Genomic DNA, 19,565 nt, shown 5'->3' with positions numbered 1-19,565 from the left:
ATATCCTTAGCGTTATATTAAATGCAGCTTTATAGTAAATTGGTATGAGTTCAATTCCGCTTGTAGCGTCCGTGATTGTTGAGTATTGAGTGGATTTTACGCCCGACTATGCTACCGGATTTTATCTGGTTTAAAATTACACAACTGACGCACAGTAACGCTTTCGCAATTGCCAATTGCCAATTACAACTTACCAATTCCCTATTAACAATTAGCTTTGAGGGGAATCTCGATCGCCAATTCTGTACCCTGTCCCGGCGAAGAAGTGCATTTCAGCGACCCGTTGTGTCTGTCTGTAACAATTTGATAGCTAATTGACAAGCCCATCCCAGTGCCTTTACCGACAGGTTTAGTGGTAAAAAACGGGTCAAAAAGCCGAGTGCCGACAGTCTCCGGTATTCCCGGCCCGTTGTCAGCAATCCGAATGATTACTTTGCCCGCTGGCGATATTTCAGTGCGGATGCGGATGTTGCTGGGCTTTTGCCGCATTTCCTCAGCAGAACGGCGCAGATCCCGTTCTTCCAAAGCATCCAAAGCATTGCTCAAGATGTTCATAAATACTTGATTTAACTGTCCGGCATAACATTCTACTAAGGGCAGTTGAGCGTATTCTTTAATCACCTCAATTTCGGGATGATTGTGTTTAGCTTTGAGCCGGTGCTGCAAAATCATCAGGGTGCTATCTATGCCCTCGTGGATGTTGACGGCTTTCATTTCGGCTTCGTCCATGCGGGAAAATGTGCGGAGAGAAGCAACAATTTGTTGAATTCTGTCTGCACCGACTTTCATTGAAGAAAGCAACTTTGGCAAGTCTTTCATCAGAAAGTCGAGTTCAATATTGTCTACTTCCTCTTGAATTTCCGGGACTGGATCGGGATAGTGGTTTTGGTAAAGTTCGATCAGGTGTAGCAAGTCTTGGGTATAGTCGTTGGCGTGGCTGAGATTGCCGTAAATAAAGTTAACTGGGTTGTTGATTTCGTGGGCGACTCCTGCCACAAGTTGACCGAGACTTGACATTTTTTCATTTTGAATTAACTGCGATTGAGTGCTGGTTAATTTCTGCAAAGTTTTCTCTAATTCGCGAGCTTTATTGCGAGTTTGGGCGTAAAGATCGGCTTGGTTGAGAGCGATCGCCAATTGAACTGTAACTGCTTGCAATAATTCTACTTCGCCCTCACTCCAGGGTCGCACAGCAGCGGAGTGGGCGCAGGTAACAACGCTCACTACTCCCGAAAGTGCCTGTATCGGAATTGCCAACACAGATCGGTAGCCCAGAGAGTTAAGAGACTTTCTCCAAACATGATCTGGCACTGTTTCGACATCATCCACCAGCAGCATTTCCATATGCAAGAGTTTTTCTCCCATAGAACCTAAGTCGGAAGCTTGATAGCAACCTATTAAATCGGGAAGTTCGGGGAGGCGAGATTCTTTAATAATTTCCCAGAAAGCATCCTCCCCGTCGCCACGATACCAGGCAAAATTGCAGCGATCGATCTGCAGGAAAGCGCGAATTTCTTGGACGGCGACAGCAATGATGCTGTCGAAATCGAGGGAATTGCGAATTTGAGCGGTGAGACTGTTGAGCAATTTTTCTCGATCGGCCTGCTGTCTGAGTCGGGCTTCCGATCGCCTCAAGGCAATTTCTCCCCGCTTGCGATCGGTAATGTCTTCGGTGACAGCTAATAGATATTGCGGTTTGCCATCAGCATCGAGTATTGCGGTTTTCTTCGTATGAAATATGCGAGTATCGCCTTCTCTTGTTTGAATCAGTTCTTCGGGAATGTCTACAATTTGCCCGCTGGCGAGGGCTTCCCGGTCTTTGGCGGTGAAAAACTCGGCTTGTTCTCTGGGGAAAAAGTCGTAATCATTTTTGCCCCTAACTTCTGCTTCACTGAAACCGAGCAACTCTTGGGCCGCCGGGTTCCACAGTACAAATCGCAAGTCTTCTGCTTCTTTGGCAAATACTCCTACGGGTATGGTGTTGAGCACAGATTCCATAAACTGTTGAGCCTGTTGCAGTTCTGCTTCTGCCTGTTTGCGATCGCTAATATCTCGGACGTTGGCAATGACCCTGAGATTGCCGTTGAGATGAATTCGGGACAGGGCAATTTCTGCATCAAAAGTTGAACCGTCGTTGGGACGCCTTGCTTTCCATTCCACGCGACCTGTTTCGCCGGCTAATACTCTTTCCCAAAGTTCTTCCATTTGTTCAATGGGATTGTCGCCACTTGAATAGTCATTTTTAGTTGATAATTTTGTTGCTTGTTCCTGGCTCACTCCGTACATTTCTAACATTCGATTATTGACATCGAGAATATTTCCTTCTAAATCGTGAATGAAGATAGCATCGTAGACATTGTTAAATATGGTTCGCAGGTTTTGCTCGGAAACTTGCAGCGCTGCTTCTGCCTGTTTGCGATCGCCAATTTCTTGTTCTAATTGGGTGACTGCTTGGGAAAGTTCGGCCGTGCGCTCGCTCACTCTGTCTTCTAACTCGACTGCTGCTTGCCGCAGTGCTGCTTCGGCGGCTTTGCGATCGGTAATATCGATCACCGTACCGAACAGTTTTACCACCTTGCCGTTCACATCGGTTTCCGCTTGGCCCACGGCGTTCACGTGTCGCAAGATGCCGTCGGGACGGTAAAGGCGAAAGTCAAAATCAAAAGGGATGCCTGTTGCGAGTCCCCGCTGCACTTGAGTTTGCCACAATTCCAAATCTTCTGGATGAATCAGAGCGACCTGTTCGGCTAGGTTGGGCGCGATGGGGGCCGGTTCGAGTCCGAAGATGCGAAAAAGTTCTTCCGACCAAGTGAGGGTTTCGGTGGCTGCGTCGAGTTCCCAATTGCCGACGTGGGCGAGTCTCTGGGCTTCTTGTAGCTGCCGCTGGCTATTGCGGATGGCGGTTTCGGCAACTTTGCGATCGGTAATGTCGAATAATACCCCGCAAAATACGATTTCGCCGTTCTCGCTGCGGGTGGGCATGGAGTCGCCCTGCCACCAGCGAATCTCACCGTCGGGCTTGACTAACCGCCCTTCGTAGTGCCACAGGGAGAGGTTTTCTACGGCTTCGTTGACGGAGGCGATGTAGCTTTCCAAGTCTTCAGGGTGGACGCGGGAAATGAATGTATTCATGTCTCGCATCATTTCTGCTGCTGTGACGCCACTGATATATTCGATGCGATCGCTCATGTAGTCAATGCGCCAAACTCCGTCACGGTTGCAAAATTGGAACAGAGCTCCGGGCATGGTGGCCGCGATCGTCCGAAACTTGGTTTCGCTGGCCGTGAGGGCGGCAAAAGTCTGGCGCAGTTCGGCCGTGCGTGCTTCTACTCTGCGCTCTAGTTCTGCGTTGGCGTGTTGTAAGGCTGCTTCTGCGCGCTTGCGATCGGTAATGTCGGTGGCTGTACCGGTGGTGCCGAGGAAGTTTCCGGTTTCGTCGTAGAGGGCAAGGGCGTTAAACATTAAATGTTTCATGCTGCCGTCTTTGGCGATTTGGGTGGTTTCGTACTGGAAAAGTGATTCTCCGGCAAACAACCGGGCGAAAACTTCTAAATCTTTCTGGCTTTGTTCTGGTGTCACAAAGTCGGAGAACGGCCGACCGATCATTTCTTCTGGTTCGTAACCGTAGATGTACTTAACTGCTGGGTTGACGAAGGTGTAGCGCCCGATGGCATCGACCGACCAAATCATGTCTTGGGAGGTTTCTACCAGGCTGCGGTATTTGCTTTCGCTGGCTTGGACGGCTTCTTCTGCTTTTTTGCGTTCCGTCATATCGCGGGAGACGCCGACAGTCATGACGATTTGGCCGTCTGCGTTGCGGATGGGTGTTTTGACAGTGCTGAACAGCCGCACTTCTCCGTCGTAGCGCGTCACCGGTTCTTCGGAAATTTGCAGAGTCTGTCCGGTTTCAAAGACGAAGGCGTCATCTTTGATGTACTGGAGAGTATTGTCGGTATCGGCGAAAGGTGCGTCTACGATGTCTTGAAGCTCCTCTTGAGTCATGCCGTAATAGTCGCGGAATGCTTGATTTGCCCAAACAATTTTGGATTTGGGGCCTTTGACTAATACCATATCGGCGATCGAATCGAGAATTTGGTGATATTTTTGCTCGCTGTCGCGGAGTTTCTGCTGTGCCGCTTCGATTTGTGCTATTTGCCTCTGGGTTTGCAAGTGCAGTTCGGCTTGGTGGATGGCAACTGCTAAATGGTCGCCTACTTGTCTGGCAAATTCGATTTCGTCTTCTTGCCACTGGCGGGGTTGACCGCAGGAGTGAATGCACAGCAATCCCCACAGGTGTTGCCCTTGCAGTAGGGGTACGACTAAGTTGGCTCGGATTTGAAATCGCTTGAGGATTTTGAGGTGACAAGGACTCAACCGGGCTTTGTAAATGTCCGTGACTGCTTGAACGTATCCTTTGGCATAGTTGGCGGCAAATTGTTCGCCGAAACAGTAGTCGCGGACTCTTGCTCCCAAAGATGGGCTGTATTGGGGCAGTACGTCTTCGGACACTACTTCGCCTTCATTCCATTCGGATTCGGGAAGAAAGCGGTAGACGGCGACTCGATCGGCATTTAGGAGTTGCCGAACTTCGGTGGCTGTGATTTTGAATATTGTTTCTAAGTCTAGGGATTCACGAATTTTGCTAATAACTCCCATCAGCGCTTGCAGCTTTTTGAACCAGGTTTGAGACTGCGTTTCTCTTTCTAGGTGAGCTAGTTTCTCGCGCAGGTTGCAGACTTCGTGATACAGGTATTCATGAAACATAATGCTTTTTATTTAGTTATTTTGCGTTTTGGTATCGAGGTTGATGGCATCTCAATAGCGCTCTGCAAGTTGAGCCTGGTAACTCAAAAAGGCAAAGAACCTATTCTCCTCCTTCTGCTAGCACTTAGCAGCTACTCACACTGCATTTCCGTATTTTTTCGAGATTTGGAGGTCAATCGACCATCTTAGCTCCCGTATATTTACTGAAAAAGTGGCATAATTTGCTACTTGATTAATTGTCAATTATTGATAATAATGCTAACAAAACTTACACATAAACCCGGTTTATTAACGTAATTAACTCAGGGAAACTCCGAAAGTGGAAACAAGAAACCCGGTTCCATTGCGCGATCGGGAGGAGCGTATCGGGAGCATCTCAATGAAAGCAGGCAAGGTAGAAATTGGAGTTTTGAGGCTCTCTTGCTGCGGGGAAAGAGGAAGAAGGAAGAAGCCAGAAGAAGTGTTTTTACAAATATGAGATGCTCCCAGTGTCTCTGACTAATTTTGACATTTTTTTGGCTCGCCTTCGGTTGCGATTGTCACCTTTTTATTATTACCGCCAAAAGAATAAATTTCGTATAAACTCGCATTTCGCTTTCTACCTCTAAAGTGCAACCGTGTGGTTCTGGCATATAGCAGTTCTCAATCTTGGTGAGGTATACCCTATGCCGACGGATGCCTATGCCGACGGAGGCCTATGCCCTATGTCCGCTTATCAAGCGTGCACCTCATGTTACTGAGAAAGGCTATACTATGGCGAGTGAGAGATCACCCAAAACCAACTGCTGGTTGGTTTAGTAAAGAAAAAATGGAAGATTATTGCTGAAATTTTTAGAGAAATTTCGATGCCATTGTCGCGAAAAAAAATTAATTGCTTTTGCAATTTTTTGCTCTCTTACCACATTTTTGATAGTACAATGTTGTGTTTATCTATCAGTTTTTTGCTACCCATTTTCTGCTTGTTAAATACAGAATAACAAGCATGATTAAAATATTTATCAAAGCGAGGTTTAAATCCTCGAAGCCAACTTACGAAAGAGCGATCACACTGTCATACTCAGTATAAATTATTATATTGAAGCGACGAGCGATCGGCTGCTGCGATCGACGAATTGCTACAAGCTTAAGCTGTTGTGCATTTAAATAGGGTGTGAGAATTTGGTGAAAGGGAACAGGAAACGGGAAACGGGGAACAGACAATATGTAATTTAAATACTCGACAGCTTAAGAAGCAGTTTTCAGTATTGCCTTCGCTTCCTCAATATTTTGGGCAACTAATTTGCCCGACTCGATAAAGGCTGTTCTTTCAGTATCGCTGAGTTCGAGTTCCACTATTTGTTCGACTCCCTGATATCCCAGGCGGCAGGGCACTCCTAAAAAGATATCTTGCACGCCGTATTCGCCGTGCAAATAAACGCAGCAAGGCAAGAGTCGCGACTGATTAAATAAAATAGATTCTACCATCAAGCAGACAGCAGATGCGGGTGCAAAATAAGCACTACCAGTCTTCATCAATTCTACAATTTCTGCGCCGCCGTGGCGAGTCCGCTGTACGATTCGATCGATCGCCCCAGCATCCATAAGTTGATTGATGGGAATACCGTTGACAGTAGAATAGCGGGGCAAAGGAACCATCAAATCGCCATGAGAACCGATGACAGTTGCATTGACTTCAGCATTTGAAACGCCCAATTCCATAGCAATAAAAGTTTGAAAGCGGGCGGAGTCGAGAACTCCTCCCATCCCCATGACTCGGTGTTTTGGCAAATCCGCAGCTTCCCAAGCTAAATAAGTCATGATATCTAGGGGATTTGTGACTGTGATTAAGATTGCTTCGGGAGAATGCTCGATCGCCTGTTTTGTGGCTTCGGTGACAATTCGAGCATTGATTTTAATTAAATCTTCCCGATTGATACCGGGTTTGCGCGGCACTCCGGCCGCAATTACTATGATATTTGAGTTTGCCGTATCTGTATAATCATTTGTACCGACAATTTGGCGATCGTGGCGTTCCACTCCCCTAGCTTCCATCAAATCCAAAGCAACGCCCTGCGGCCAACCCTCCACAATATCTAGCAATACTACATCTGCCAGATTTTTCTCAGCAATTCGTTGGGCTAACGTACTGCCGACTTTGCCTGCACCAATAATTGATACGCGGTTTGATGGAGAATTCATTGGGTTTTAGGTTTTAGATTTTAGATTTTAGATTTTAGATTTTAGCAATCAACTTAATTGGGGAAAGGTGCGCGGTGTGCACCCTTCGCTACATCAAGAACAGTGATGTTTAGTTTTCGTGAGTTACTTAAAATCTTCGAGTTGGTCTACCCGCAGCCAAATATTGGGGGTGGGAACTTTGCCAAATTTGACGAAGGCATAGTCGCCACGAACATCCATCACTTCGCCCTTTGTTTCAAATATATACGAGGAAAAGCGCTGGTCGCTGGCTTTGGCTTCTAGACTGTTTTCCAATTTTTCGCGTACAGCGCGAACTATGCTGCCTTTCTTGATTGCCATAACTTGCTTTGTTTAGTTTAAAAAACTATACAAATTTTAATCTAGATTTGGCTGGAAAGTCACTCTGCGATTGAAATCGCTACTAAACAAACGAAGTCACTCCAAGCTGACTAAGGAATAAAGGAGTGCGATTCGTGGGGTACATCTAAAATCTAAAATCTAAAGCCTAAAATCCATTGACTGCTTCCTATGTCTGACAAATGGGGCAAAAATGAGTCGATCGCCCTGCTAATTTTATACGTTCGATGGTTGTGGAGCAAGTGCGGCAGGGTTGACCGGCGCGATTGTACACCCAAGCGACGCCGCCGTAGTTGCCGTTGACACCTTGGACGTTGAGAAAATTGCTAAAAGTGGTGCCACCGGATGCGATCGCCTTCTGTAAAACTTGAATAATAGCTGTATGGATGCGCCCAATTTGCTCTGCGGTCAAATCCGCGCACAGAGTTGTGGGCATCACTCCCGACAAAAACAAAGTTTCGTCTGCGTAAATATTGCCCAAACCAGCTATCAGTGACTGGTCTAGCAAAGCTGTTTTAATGGGTCGCGCCCGCCGGTGCAGCTTGCGGGCCAAATATTCTGTTGTAAACTCGTCTGAAAATGGTTCGGGGCCTAAGAGTTTCAGACCGACGACAGTGCTCGAAACCTCGGTTTCTGCCGGCACGTACCACATTTGCCCGAAGGTGCGCTGGTCTACAAACCGCAATTCTTGGTTTCCTTCAAAAAATAGCCGTACTCGCGCGTGTTTTTGCAGGGGTTCGGATCGGTTCACCCACAGCAGTTGTCCTGTCATCCGCAGGTGCACGCCCAACCAGCCGGCTTTTGAAGGAACGAGGAAGGAAGAAGGAAGAGTGGAAGAACTTGGAGTTTGAGCCCTAAATTCTCCCCCTTTCCCTTTTTCCCTTTCTCCTTCTGGGAATTGAGATAGTTCTGCCAGGAGGTATTTGCCGCGTCTGTACCAGCGGGCGATCGACTTTCCTTTGAGTTTCGTCAAAAAATCGGTCGCAGAGATTGAGCGGGCGATCGTGCTGTTTAACAACACGTCGCCGCCCAACATTTCTCGATCGAGGGTTGCTTGATTCAAACCCCGGCAAATAGTTTCAACTTCTGGCAGTTCTGGCACAATTAGCGTTGTTCTGTTCCTTGATTTGGCGAACCTTCGACGCTGCCGGCCACTTCGGCACCGGGTTTGCTGTCGGTTGAAGTTTTCGGCTGCTGGGGGGCGCCACCGCTGCCGGTTTTCCGCGTTTTCTCGTCCAGCGTGGTTTGTTTGCCGCCGGAAGCTACTGGAGTCCCTGTTTTCGCTTTTGCTTTGGGTGCTGCTACTTCCACTAATTCGCTTTGGGCGAAGTTGTTGGTGTTGACGCCGGCATAATTTACTTTGTCAAAGCGAACGATAACTGGGTATTTAATGCCGCTTTGGTCTACCGTAGCAACGGTGCCCACTTCTTGATACCAGAAGGATTCTTTGCGGAGAATCCGAACTGTAGAACCGCGTTGAACCATGAGCTTTGTTTCCTTTGCGATGAATAAACGGATAAAGCCATTTTTTTTACTCTAGTCGATCGCGCGACGCATTTGAAGTCTGCAACGAAATTTTTACCTGTCGCGCCGTTTTTTGATCTGCTGTTTGTAAAGAAAAGTAAATACTTTGCTAGGGCGATCGCTGGGGTTGCAAAATAAATAAACCCACATTATCCGTCAAATAAAACCCGTGGGAGCGAGTTGAAAACAAACTTTACAAATAGTTGTGAATTGCTACAGTTAAATGTTCTGGGAAATTCTGATAAGTCATGACTGAACCTCACGCCACAGTAATACTCGCGATTAGTGCCGACGGTAAAATTGCAGATGCAGTGCGATCGCCCGCGAGATTCGGTTCTGCCAACGACAAAGCCCACCTCGAACAGCAAGTAGCAGCAAGTGACGCGGTTTTGTTCGGCAACGGCACTTTACAGGCTTATGGGACGACGATGAGAGTGATTTCGCCGGAATTGGTCAAACAGAGGGAACTGCAAGGGAAGCCCCCACAACCGGTGCAAATTGTATGTTCGCGATCGTCTCAATTTGAACCAAACTTGCGGTTTTTCCAGCAACCGGTGCCTCGCTGGCTGCTGACAGGGCAAGACAGTAGGGAAACGGCATTGCCGTCTCCTCTTCCTTCTTCCCTCTTCCCTCTTCCTTCTTCCTTCTTCCTTCTTCCTTCGATGTTCGATCGAATCATCTATGCAAAAACCGCAGGTGGAGAGATTGATTGGATTGATGGGTTTCAACAGCTAGCAAGCTTCGGTATCAAACGCTTGGCGATTCTGGGCGGGGGAAAACTGGTAGCCTCTGTGCTAGCTGCAGGCTTGGTAGACGAACTTTGGCTGACGGTGTGCCCGTTAATTTTGGGCGGGGCGGATGCACCGACACCTGTGGAGGGAGAGGGTTTTTTGGCGGATTTAGCCCCGAAATTGGAGCTTTTGGCGGTTAAACAGGTGGGACAAGAGGTGTTTTTGCATTATAGATTCGGGGCGGGCTAGAAGCCCACCCCACAACACTTGTGTGGCACAGGCATCTTGCCTGTGGCGGGCTAGAAACCCACCCCACAACACTTGTGTGGCACAGGCATCTTGCCTGTGGCGAGTAATTACACAAGCAGGGGAGATTGTATTAACTTAAATGAAGTTCGATCGCTCTACGCACAAATCTCCCTATGCTGAAACAGCCAAAACCTGAATATTCTGTAGCCTGGATTAGCAAAATAGGCGAAATCCCGCAAGTGTCGTGGGATACCTTGGCGATGCCACTAAAAACTCCATTTCTGGAATGGGATTGGCTTAACAATCTCGAAGTATCGGGCAGTGCGACAGGTAAAACCGGTTGGCTACCGCATCACTTAACAGTCTGGCGAGACAAACAGTTGATTGCTTGCGCGCCACTTTATGTCAAAAGTCACAGTTACGGCGAATTTGTATTCGATAATCAGTGGGCGGATTTAGCTCAACGTTTGGGTGTTCAATATTATCCCAAATTGATGGGAATGACGCCGTTTACTCCGGCTGAAGGCTATCGGTTTTTGATTGCCGAGGGAGAAGATGAAGACGAGTTAACTGGAGTAATGGTAAGCGCGATCGACCATTTTTGCGATCGCCACAATATCTCCGGTTGCAATTTCCTTTATGTCGATCCAGAATGGCGCGAAAGAATGGAACGCCACGGTTTCAGCAGTTGGCTGCACCACAGCTATATTTGGCAAAATCAAGGCTATCAAAATTTTGACAATTATTTAGGCGCATTTAATGCCAACCAGCGCCGCAATATCAAACGCGAACGCAAAGCAGTCGATCAAGCTGGTTTGTTGATAAAAACGCTGACAGGTGATGAAATTCCCCAAGCCATGTTTGCTCAAATGTATACTTTTTATGAGAATACTTGCGACAAATTTGGTTGGTGGGGAAGCAAGTATTTGACTAAGCGATTTTTTGAACAGTTGCACCACAATTATCGCGATCGAGTTTTATTTGTAGCCGCCTACGACAAGGAAGATGAGAGACAGCCGGTGGGTATGTCTTTTTGTTTGTATAAGGGCGATCGGCTGTACGGGCGTTATTGGGGCAGTTTGCAGGAAATAGACTGCTTGCACTTCGATGCTTGTTACTATACGCCGATCGAATGGGCGATCGATCGGGGCATCCAAAGCTTCGATCCCGGTGCGGGCGGGCGGCACAAAAAACGGCGCGGCTTTCCAGCTACGCCCAATTATAGTTTGCACCGATTTTATAACAACCGTCTGGCGCAAATTCTTAAGTCTTATATCGGTCAAATCAACGAAAGAGAACAAGAAGAAATTGATGCCGTCAACGAGGATTTACCTTTTACTAAGTTACCTCCTTTGTTACTCGGCGATTGACGGTTAACTGGGAATTTGGAATTGGAAATTGGGAATTAGTAACAGCCCATCGGTGTCAACATAATACTAAAACCCTGTGTATAATATCTCGTTTGTATCGAAGTTTCGACGCTCCTAAATCCCCCTTAAGAAAGGGGATTTTGAATGCTCTTCCCGCTTTATTAATGGGAGTTAGAGGGGAAGTAAGAATACTCTTATCCCCCCCTTAATAAGGGGATTAGGGGGCATCGAAACTCAACGATAAACGATATTTATTAGGGATTTTAGTCTTAAGTTGACACGAATGGTAACAGTCAACCGTCAACCGTCAACAGTCAACCGTCAACCAATTAACCAATTAACCTAATTCAAAAATACCCTCCCATCTTCCTGAATTTCCAGAGATTTTGTATCAGCGGCAACCTCAGTTGTCGCGCCGAAACTGACTTGCAACATTCCCGGCATCGCGGTTGCTTGGGGGCGAACCAGCACCAATCCGCCGTCTGGGCGCTGGTAAGTGAGGGTTATTGGTACTGGGAGGGTTTGAAGCAAAATTTCCGATTGTTCGCCGAGAGTGCGCGGCTGGGTAACGCCTACGATTTGATAATTGATGACAGCATTGGTGGTATTCACCAGTTTAATTACTATCCCGCCTTCGGCAGGCGTAACTCGCGCACTGGGCAGTGGGAAGCGGGGAGGCGCGTCTGTGGGTGTAGATGGCATCCCGCTGGGGCTCGGACTCGCAGCCGGAGTTGGTTCACTGACGGGTTCTTCAGTGGCTGCGGGAGTCTCTGAGGGAGTCTCTGCGGGTTGGGAAACGGGTTTTCCTTGTTGGGGCGGGGGGCCGCCGGCTTGGGAAAGTGTTGCGAGACTAACGAGTAAACCTCCGCAGGTGGCTACTAGCAAGCTGATTTTTTTAAACGGTAGATTGTGGCGAAACATAAATAACTCCTCACAAGTTCGATCGAGGTTTTCCAACAACGTTTATGTTAATCTATGGCGTAAATGAATTTTAATAGCTGGGTTTGGGCGCGAGGTAGGAAGAATAAGGGTTTGAGGGGTAGATTTTTTTTAAACCGCAGAGGGCCCAGAGGGCGCAGAGGAAGAGAGGAAGACGGGAAGTTTTAAAGGCGGAATTGTTCTGATTGGTGGGCGGGGAGGGTGACGGTAACGGCGGTACCTCGATCGACTTGGCTGTCTATGCGGATTTGGCCGCGGTGATTTTCGACAATTGCTTTGGCGATGGCTAATCCTAAACCGGAACCGGCGGCGCTGCGGTGGGTGCGGGCGGGATCTGCGCGGTAGAATCGATCGAATAAATGTGGCAGGGCTTCTGTGGAAATTCCGATGCCGGTGTCTGTTACTTTTATTTGCAGCGCTGGATTTAACATCGGCGAATTTCTTTTGTTTTTAGCTGCCACATCCAACTCTACTTGAATTTGACCTCCAGAGGGCGTGTACTGCACGGCGTTGCTGACGATATTGGTAAAAAGTCGGGCTAGTTGATCCCAGTCTCCCAACAGTGTAAAGTTGTCGTCAGCGTTGGGCAGATCGACAATTTCCAAAGAAAGAGAGAGATTTTGGGTAGTGGCGATCGCCTGTTGTTCTTCAATTACCTCCATCAGCAAAGCATCGAGGGGAACTTCAATCCACTGCTGCTGCACGATACCGCTATCTTGTCTGGCTAAAAACAGCAAATCGTCAACCAAGCGCCCCAAACGGCGGGTAAGGCGTTCGATAACTTGTAGCTGTTGATGCTGCTGCGGTTCGATATCCGGTTCCGCCAAAGCTACTTGGACGTTAGTTTGAATAGTGGCGATCGGATTTCTGAGTTCGTGAGAAGCATCAGCAGTAAACTGTTTGAGACGCCCGTAAGACTCCCGCACAGGTTTCATAGCCAATCCCGACAGCAGCCAGCCAATAGCTGCAACGCAAATTAGAGTTAAACTCGCGCCCAAAATCAAATCAAGAATTAATTGGCGGATGGGTTTTGTCACTTCAAACCAAGGATGGCTGACTCGCAAATATCCCAGAACTTGGCGGCCACTTTGTACTCGCTGCGTTACTTGTCTGAGGGAATAGTTTTGATCGGACTGTAACTTATTATTAATTATCCAAACTGTTTCGCCAGTACGGTTAGCGTGAATGGGAATATTCAGCGGTTCCGATAAAGTAGACCACAGCAATTCGCCCGTAGGACTGAACCATTCTAAATCAATGTGGTCGTCTTCTACTGCATCAGTGCTATCTCGAAAACTCGCTTGAATATTAACTTGCAATTTATTTTTATCTGTGGTACTAGGGAAAGTTAGCGGTTCGATAACGAGAGTTCGCTCTATTACTTCGACAACGTGATGGAGGGTGTCATCAATGCGATCGATCAAAGTAGTGCGGACGTAAAAATAGAAACCTGTGGCGAATACAAGTAACAATACAGCAGTAACGGCAGTGTACCAAATAGCGAGGCGGCGGCGGGTAGCTTGAAACATATTGCGAAGGAAGTTCGGCAACTGATTTTGTAAAGGATTCAACTGATTTAACTCATAGGTTCCACCATTCTCAATTAGCCTTTTCGGAACAGGCTTTTCGGCCTGTTCCACAAGAAAATCTATTCTTTGTGGAACAGGCCGAAAAGCCTGTTGCTGATAATGGTGCAACATCTCAGTTTAACCAATTTAATAACTATAACCTTCTTCTTCTCTTCTTCTCTTCCTTCGTGTCCTAGCGCTAACGCGCCGCTTCGCTAACGCGCCTTCGCGGTTCGTTTAAAAAAAGCCTTGTTCGCCAATCATCCAAAAAAACTCAAACAACTTTCCCTTCTTGATACTTCAGACAGATGTCGAGAGATCTGTCACCATAGTATTCTAATCGCGAAACTTTTTAGGTATAAAGCCTGTGAATAAATTTTTATTTCGAGCCGCGATCGGGCTATTAATGGCATTTTTTGGGGCAATTACCTATTTTACAAACGACGTACAAAATCCGGTAACAGGAGAGAGACAGCGGGTGCAGCTTTCTCCCCGCCAAGAGATAGTTTTGGGATTGCAGGCGCGAGATAAAATGGCTGCTCAGCACGGGGGGCTTTATCCCAGCGAGAGTATTCAGCAGTATGTCGATCGAGTCGGCGAACGAATAGTCAACGGTTCGGCGGCGAAACAAGCGGGTTATCCGTTTCAATTCCACCTGCTGCGAGACCCCCAAACTGTCAATGCTTTTGCTTTACCGGGGGGACAAGTTTTCATTACTGCGGGGCTGCTGCGGCGGCTAAATTCGGAGGCTCAGTTGGCCGCTATACTGGGGCACGAAGCCGGTCACGTTGTGGCGCGCCACGGTGCAGAACACTTGGCAAAACAGCAGTTCGGCAGGTCTTTGGTAACGGCGGTTGGGGTGGCTACTAGCGACGATCGCGGGGGTGGTCAGCAGGCAGCATTAATTGCTCAAGCTGTCAATCAAGTTGTCGGTTTGCGGTACGGTAGATCGGATGAACTTGAGAGCGATCAGCTCGGTTTTCGGTTTATGACCGAAGCTGGTTACGATCCTAGAGGTATTGTTGAGGTGATGCAAATTCTCGGTGCTGCTAGGAAGGGCGAAGCGCCGCCGGAGTTTTTGAGTTCTCACCCCAACCCTGAAAACCGAGTGCAAAAGTTGCAAGCTTTAATCGCACAAAATTACCCTAACGGCGTTCCAGCTAATTTGGTGTCTGGACGCGATGAGTTTGCTAAAAATGTGTCGGGCGGTTAGCAATAATTGCATCGGGCTTTACAAAAGTTATTGCTAAAGGCGGATGGAAGTTCGGCTGTAAGTTGGGACGATCAACTTAATGAGCGATCGAGCAATTGGAAAGTTGAAAACCATGATTGAATCTTGGATGATTATCGGCGGCGTGACTTTCTTAGTCGCCTTCGGTACTCTGTTTTTTAAACTGCGCGATATTAATTGGGCCGTCAAACTTCAAAGACCGGATTGGATGTTTTTTGAGCCTGCTATTCCGTTAATTTGGACGGCGATTTTTGCTTGCGGGGCCGGCAGCGCTGCTGTCGTGTGGGAACAGGAGCCAGGGAGCCTTAAAACATGGCTGTTGATGGCTTTATACTTGCTTTTAGAAATTGTCACAGTTGCTTATATTCCTGCTACTCTCAGAGCCAAAAGTCTCAAAGTAGGGACGATTTTGGGAGGGGCTGGCGAGATTGTGGGTGCTGTGTTGACGTTGGCTGTTTTGCCGATTTCTCAAACCGCGGCTTGGTTACTTTTGCCTTACGTGATTTGGGGTGCGATCGGCACTTATACTACTTGGGAAATGATTCAGTTAAACCCAGAAGCTGCATAAATATTCGGTGATCTTCGGCGCACCCTACATACTATAACGCTCTTCTCTTCTCTTCCTTTGTGTCCTTACCGTCTTCGCGGTTCGTAAAAAACATTGTTAATAATAGCAAATCCGTGCTAGCGGGTTAACCCACCCGAAAAAGTGAGGAAATCCGCTTAACAGTGTGTGGGTATTTGATGAGAAAATAGATGAATAAAACAGCTTTAAATCAAAGGATGACAGCTATCAATGGCCATTAAAGACCAGCCCCAACCACCTCGTTTTCGACAAATTAGCAATGTCTTGTTATTGCTCTCAAGTTTGTTTCTGCTGGCCAACATCTTTTTACCGAATTTGTTCGGCCCGCAAATTCCGCAAGTGCCTTACAGCTTGTTCGTCCATCAAGTACAAGAACAAGATGTAGTCCGAGCTTCGGTAGGTCAAAATGAAATTCGCTACCAACTCAAAGGCGAAGGCGATCAACCAGGTCAAGTGCTGTCAACTACGCCGATTTTTGACCTGGAATTGCCTAAACTTTTGCAAGAAAAAGGCGTTGAATTTGCGGCAACTCCCCCTGCCAAAAATGGCTGGATTGGCAGTGTTCTAAGCTGGGTGGTTCCGCCGCTGATTTTTGTGGCGATTTTTCAATTTTTCATGAACAGGCAGGGTGGCGGGCCTCAGGGTGCGCTCTCGCTCGGCAAAAGCAAAGCTAAGGTCTATGTAGAAGGCGAATCGGCGAAAATTACTTTTGCTGATGTGGCTGGAGTAGAAGAGGCTAAAACTGAATTAGTCGAAGTTGTTGAATTCCTGAAAACTCCCGACAGATTTACGGCAATAGGCGCACGAATTCCCAAAGGCGTGCTGTTAGTCGGGCCTCCGGGAACTGGCAAAACTCTGTTAGCAAAAGCAGTGGCTGGTGAAGCTGGCGTACCCTTTTTTAGCATCTCCGGTTCGGAGTTTGTGGAACTGTTTGTAGGTGTTGGTTCTGCCAGAGTTAGAGATTTATTCGAGCAGGCTAAGAAACAGGCTCCTTGTATTATTTTCATTGATGAATTGGACGCGATCGGCAAATCTCGTAGCAGTAACGCTAGCTTCGGTGGGAATGATGAACGCGAACAAACTCTCAATCAATTGTTAACTGAAATGGATGGTTTTGCTGCGGGCAATACTACGGTAATTGTGCTTGCTGCAACTAACCGCCCGGAAAGTTTGGATGCTGCTTTGTTGCGTCCTGGTCGTTTCGATCGCCAAGTTTTGGTCGATCGCCCGGACTTATCTGGCCGCGAAGCAATTTTGAACATTCACTCTCAAAAAGTGAAGTTGGGCCCGGATATTGACTTGAAGGCCGTCGCCACTCGTACCCCCGGTTTTTCGGGCGCAGATTTGGCAAATTTGGTCAATGAAGCTGCTTTGTTGGCGGCCCGCAACAAACGACTAACTGTAGCGCAGGAAGACTTTTTTGAGGCGTTTGAGCGCGTTGTAGCTGGCTTGGAAAAGAAAAGCCGGGTGCTCAACGAAAAAGAGAAAAAGATTGTGGCTTACCACGAAGTCGGGCACGCGATGGTTGGTGCCGCGATGACTGGCGGTGGCGAAGTGGCGAAAATCTCGATCGTCCCTCGCGGTATGGCAGCATTGGGTTACACGTTGCAAGTACCGACTGAAGACCGTTTCTTGTTAGATGAATCGGAATTGCGCGGTCAGATTGCTACACTGCTTGGAGGGCGATCGGCTGAGGAAGTTGTGTTTGGTAGCATTACTACTGGCGCTTCAAATGACTTGCAAAGGGCGACTGATTTAGCTGAACGGATGGTGACAACTTACGGGATGAGTAAGGTGTTGGGGCCTCTTGCTTACGATCGAGGTCAGCAAGCAATGTTCCTCAACGATGGTATGGGAAATGCCCGCCGTGCGGTTAGTGCTCAGACTGCTGAGGCGATCGACCAAGAAGTGAAGGAAATTGTCGAAACTGCACATCAGCAAGCTTTGGATATTCTGAAAGCCAATCGGGAATTGTTGGAAACAATTACGCAGAAGCTGTTGGAAACTGAGGTGGTGGAAGGCGATGCACTTCACGAATTCCTCGGTCAAGTGCGGCCTTTAGATAAGGTTGCGGCTTCAGTTTAATAGGGTTTAATTAAACCGCAGATGAACGCAGATGATTCCAAATCATCTGCGTTTTGCGATCGCACTCCACGATGAGCCGACGGAAACAGACAACGGCAAACTGACAAACCCGCGTTTGTGCGATCGCAAGTAATCGTATTAAGGGAGAACAATCACAGGGCGCTCTCCCTTCGCACCAAATACCTTCTGACTGCAATTACAGTAGAATTGGTGAATATGACATAGTAAAAATTGTACAGAAATCATGACTATCGAGCTACAGATTTTTCAAACGGTCGTCAAAATGCCAGAATCTCTCAAACAAGAGATATTGCATTATGCAAAATATCTACTTGAAAAACACGCCAAAACAGAATCATCTCCCGAACAAATTGAACAACCTCATGGTTATGGTAGTTGGGCAGGTCAGATCGTTATGTCTGATGATTTCGATGAACCCCTGGAAGATTTAAAGGAATATATGTAACATGGAATCCCTTTTAGATACTCATGCCTTTCTGTGGTATTTGCTTGGCGATTCCAATCTAGGTAGTAAAGCAAAAGAAGCGATCGATACTAAAACAGGTTTATATTTTAGTATTGCCAGCCTGTGGGAAATCTCTATTAAAATTAATGTGGGTAAGCTTCACCTGAATCGACCATTTGAAGACCTGCCGAAGGAATTGCAATACATTAACGCTCAAATTCTACCAATTACACTGGAAGACACTGAGATTTACGCAGGCCTTCCTCTGCATCATCGAGATCCCTTCGATCGCATTCTGGTAGCACAGACCATGAATCATTCGCTGGTTTTGATTAGTCGCGATGAGGCTTTTGATGCTTATCCAATTCAGCGAGTTTGGTCATAAAGAAGGCAAAAATTTTATACTAGCGATCGCCCCTACCTAATTAATAACCAAAAACAAAATAAACATACAGAAACCCGGCTGCTTCAAAACACCGGGTTTCTCCATATTGTTGCTGCATTTTTGACCGATCAAACTCCGTTTATGTAAGCCATAACTGGAGTACCTTGCTGCTGCTGCGCCATTTCCAAAAGGCGTTGAATGCGATCCTCTGTCGGCGGGTGAGTGCGGAAAAGTGACTGCAAACCTTTAGTCGAAAAAGGATTCACAATTAGCAGCGGCGACATCGCAGGATTGCCGTGCATCGGAATTTCATGACCCATTTTCTCTAATTTTTGCAGGGCGTTTGCTAAGCCGATCGGGTTATTTGTAATTTCCACCGCACCGCTGTCGGCTGCAAATTCCCTCGTCCGAGAAATCGCCAATTGAATTACGGTTGCTGATAGCGGTGCTAAAATGATTAAAAACAGCAAACCAAACGGATTCGCGCCTTGTCTGCTATCCCGCGTTACCGGGCCGTAAAGCGCTCCAAAAGTCAGTATTCGCCCGACAAATGTAATAGCCCCGGCAATTGTTCCTGCAACTGCTTGAGTGAGGGTGTCGCGGTTGCGGATGTGCGTGAGTTCGTGCGCTAAAACGCCTTCCAATTCTTCGCGGGAAAGCAGCTTGATGATGCCTTCAGTAACTGCTATTGTTGCGTGTTCCGGGTCTCTTCCTGTTGCGAAGGCGTTCGGAGATTGAGTGGGAACTAGAAATATTTTCGGCACCGGAATTTGGGCTTTTTCGCTCAGCGATGCTACCATATCGTAGATTTCTGGTGCTTCGCTGCGGGCGATCGGCTGAGCGCGGTAAGCCATTAACGCGGCCGTGTCGGAATAGTACCAAGAGCTAAAACTTGAGAAGGCGGCTAGCGCTAAACCGATGTAAAGTCCTTGTTCGTTGCCGATTAAATAATAACTTCCTAAAACGAGAAGGCCGCTTAGGAGTCCTAAGAGAGCGGCTGTTCTGAGTTGATTTGTTCCTAGCATGGCGGGTTGAGGGCGATCGCTATTTTGATATTTTTTATCTTGTAATTAGATTTTCATAGTTGCGGGCGATCGCGCCTCTATCTGCCGAAATAAATGCTACAGCCAAT

16 protein-coding genes are annotated in these 19,565 nt (G+C 47.3%); 7 read left to right on the top strand and 9 right to left on the bottom strand.

Annotated elements, in window-relative coordinates:
- Positions 1-204: 204 nt before the first annotated feature.
- The 6 genes from QUA34_RS05290 to QUA34_RS05265 all read right to left on the bottom strand — a co-directional run bounded on the left by QUA34_RS05290 (position 205) and on the right by QUA34_RS05265 (position 8,784).
- Positions 205-4,764 carry a PAS domain S-box protein gene (locus QUA34_RS05290; RefSeq protein ID WP_333384602.1) on the bottom strand — a complete coding sequence of 1,520 codons (4,560 nt, stop codon included), beginning with the start codon at positions 4,762-4,764 and terminating at the stop codon, positions 205-207.
- A gap of 1,029 nt (positions 4,765-5,793) precedes the next feature.
- Positions 5,794-5,964 (bottom strand): hypothetical protein, encoded by a 171-nt coding sequence (locus QUA34_RS05285; RefSeq protein WP_333325064.1) that lies wholly within the window; start codon positions 5,962-5,964, stop codon positions 5,794-5,796.
- Between the two features lie 24 nt (positions 5,965-5,988).
- Complete coding sequence (gene mdh / locus QUA34_RS05280; protein ID WP_333384599.1) at positions 5,989-6,942, bottom strand: malate dehydrogenase; 954 nt, start codon at positions 6,940-6,942, stop codon at positions 5,989-5,991.
- A gap of 123 nt (positions 6,943-7,065) precedes the next feature.
- The gene (locus QUA34_RS05275; protein WP_015178120.1) at positions 7,066-7,281 is read right to left on the bottom strand and encodes an NAD(P)H-quinone oxidoreductase subunit O; all 216 of its coding nucleotides are present in this window, start codon (positions 7,279-7,281) and stop codon (positions 7,066-7,068) included.
- Between the two features lie 187 nt (positions 7,282-7,468).
- Complete coding sequence (locus tag QUA34_RS05270; protein ID WP_333325060.1) at positions 7,469-8,401, bottom strand: DNA-formamidopyrimidine glycosylase; 933 nt, start codon at positions 8,399-8,401, stop codon at positions 7,469-7,471.
- Between the two features lie 2 nt (positions 8,402-8,403).
- Positions 8,404-8,784, bottom strand: coding sequence for a photosystem I reaction center subunit IV (locus QUA34_RS05265; protein WP_333384596.1), 381 nt, complete (start codon positions 8,782-8,784; stop codon positions 8,404-8,406).
- A gap of 287 nt (positions 8,785-9,071) precedes the next feature.
- On the opposite strand from QUA34_RS05265, the gene QUA34_RS05260 reads away from it, so the two are divergent.
- Both QUA34_RS05260 and QUA34_RS05255 read left to right on the top strand, forming a co-directional pair.
- Positions 9,072-9,803 carry a RibD family protein gene (locus QUA34_RS05260; RefSeq protein ID WP_333325056.1) on the top strand — a complete coding sequence of 244 codons (732 nt, stop codon included), beginning with the start codon at positions 9,072-9,074 and terminating at the stop codon, positions 9,801-9,803.
- 173 nt (positions 9,804-9,976) lie between these two features.
- Entirely contained in the window at positions 9,977-11,173 is a 1,197-nt protein-coding gene (locus QUA34_RS05255) for a GNAT family N-acetyltransferase (protein ID WP_333325054.1), read from the top strand.
- Between the two features lie 342 nt (positions 11,174-11,515).
- Here QUA34_RS05255 and QUA34_RS05250 read toward each other — a convergent pair whose 3' ends face one another.
- The gene (locus QUA34_RS05250) at positions 11,516-12,094 is read right to left on the bottom strand and encodes a hypothetical protein (RefSeq protein WP_333384592.1); all 579 of its coding nucleotides are present in this window, start codon (positions 12,092-12,094) and stop codon (positions 11,516-11,518) included.
- Positions 12,095-12,276: 182 nt separating this feature from the next.
- Positions 12,277-13,641, bottom strand: a complete 1,365-nt coding sequence (locus tag QUA34_RS05245) for an ATP-binding protein (protein ID WP_333384723.1) — start codon at positions 13,639-13,641, stop codon at positions 12,277-12,279.
- A gap of 406 nt (positions 13,642-14,047) precedes the next feature.
- Between QUA34_RS05245 and QUA34_RS05240 the strand changes: the two genes are divergently transcribed.
- The 5 genes from QUA34_RS05240 (at position 14,048) to QUA34_RS05220 (ending at position 18,433) form a co-directional block, all read left to right on the top strand.
- Entirely contained in the window at positions 14,048-14,893 is an 846-nt protein-coding gene (locus tag QUA34_RS05240; protein ID WP_333325050.1) for a M48 family metallopeptidase, read from the top strand.
- A 79-nt stretch (positions 14,894-14,972) separates the two neighbouring features.
- The gene (locus tag QUA34_RS05235) at positions 14,973-15,479 is read left to right on the top strand and encodes a tryptophan-rich sensory protein (RefSeq protein WP_333384588.1); all 507 of its coding nucleotides are present in this window, start codon (positions 14,973-14,975) and stop codon (positions 15,477-15,479) included.
- Between the two features lie 228 nt (positions 15,480-15,707).
- Positions 15,708-17,582: an ATP-dependent zinc metalloprotease FtsH4 gene (ftsH4, locus tag QUA34_RS05230; RefSeq protein ID WP_333384586.1), complete on the top strand. Its 1,875-nt coding sequence runs from the start codon at positions 15,708-15,710 to the stop codon at positions 17,580-17,582.
- Between the two features lie 244 nt (positions 17,583-17,826).
- Positions 17,827-18,048 carry a type II toxin-antitoxin system VapB family antitoxin gene (gene vapB, locus QUA34_RS05225; protein WP_333225032.1) on the top strand — a complete coding sequence of 74 codons (222 nt, stop codon included), beginning with the start codon at positions 17,827-17,829 and terminating at the stop codon, positions 18,046-18,048.
- A 1-nt stretch (position 18,049) separates the two neighbouring features.
- On the top strand, positions 18,050-18,433 hold the full coding sequence (locus QUA34_RS05220; RefSeq protein WP_190743312.1) for a type II toxin-antitoxin system VapC family toxin: 384 nt from the start codon (positions 18,050-18,052) through the stop codon (positions 18,431-18,433).
- Positions 18,434-18,561: 128 nt separating this feature from the next.
- Here QUA34_RS05220 and QUA34_RS05215 read toward each other — a convergent pair whose 3' ends face one another.
- The gene (locus tag QUA34_RS05215) at positions 18,562-19,458 is read right to left on the bottom strand and encodes a M48 family metalloprotease (protein WP_333327705.1); all 897 of its coding nucleotides are present in this window, start codon (positions 19,456-19,458) and stop codon (positions 18,562-18,564) included.
- Positions 19,459-19,565 lie beyond the last annotated feature (107 nt).

The organism is Microcoleus sp. POL10_C6, assembly GCF_036701585.1.
Lineage (GTDB): Bacteria > Cyanobacteriota > Cyanobacteriia > Cyanobacteriales > Microcoleaceae > Microcoleus.
The sequence above is the reverse complement of the archived record's forward strand: the minus strand, read 5'-3'. Positions and strand labels throughout refer to the sequence as shown.

Coding starts and splice junctions, on each gene's coding strand:
- QUA34_RS05220 (WP_190743312.1), top strand. CDS start 18,050: ATGGAATCCCTTTTAGATACTCATGCCTTTCTGTGGTATTTGCTTGGC.
- QUA34_RS05265 (WP_333384596.1), bottom strand. CDS start 8,784: ATGGTTCAACGCGGTTCTACAGTTCGGATTCTCCGCAAAGAATCCTTC.
- QUA34_RS05215 (WP_333327705.1), bottom strand. CDS start 19,458: ATGCTAGGAACAAATCAACTCAGAACAGCCGCTCTCTTAGGACTCCTA.
- QUA34_RS05235 (WP_333384588.1), top strand. CDS start 14,973: ATGAGCGATCGAGCAATTGGAAAGTTGAAAACCATGATTGAATCTTGG.
- ftsH4 (WP_333384586.1), top strand. CDS start 15,708: ATGGCCATTAAAGACCAGCCCCAACCACCTCGTTTTCGACAAATTAGC.
- QUA34_RS05250 (WP_333384592.1), bottom strand. CDS start 12,094: ATGTTTCGCCACAATCTACCGTTTAAAAAAATCAGCTTGCTAGTAGCC.
- QUA34_RS05260 (WP_333325056.1), top strand. CDS start 9,072: ATGACTGAACCTCACGCCACAGTAATACTCGCGATTAGTGCCGACGGT.
- vapB (WP_333225032.1), top strand. CDS start 17,827: ATGACTATCGAGCTACAGATTTTTCAAACGGTCGTCAAAATGCCAGAA.
- mdh (WP_333384599.1), bottom strand. CDS start 6,942: ATGAATTCTCCATCAAACCGCGTATCAATTATTGGTGCAGGCAAAGTC.
- QUA34_RS05255 (WP_333325054.1), top strand. CDS start 9,977: ATGCTGAAACAGCCAAAACCTGAATATTCTGTAGCCTGGATTAGCAAA.
- QUA34_RS05245 (WP_333384723.1), bottom strand. CDS start 13,641: ATGTTTCAAGCTACCCGCCGCCGCCTCGCTATTTGGTACACTGCCGTT.
- QUA34_RS05275 (WP_015178120.1), bottom strand. CDS start 7,281: ATGGCAATCAAGAAAGGCAGCATAGTTCGCGCTGTACGCGAAAAATTG.
- QUA34_RS05290 (WP_333384602.1), bottom strand. CDS start 4,764: ATGTTTCATGAATACCTGTATCACGAAGTCTGCAACCTGCGCGAGAAA.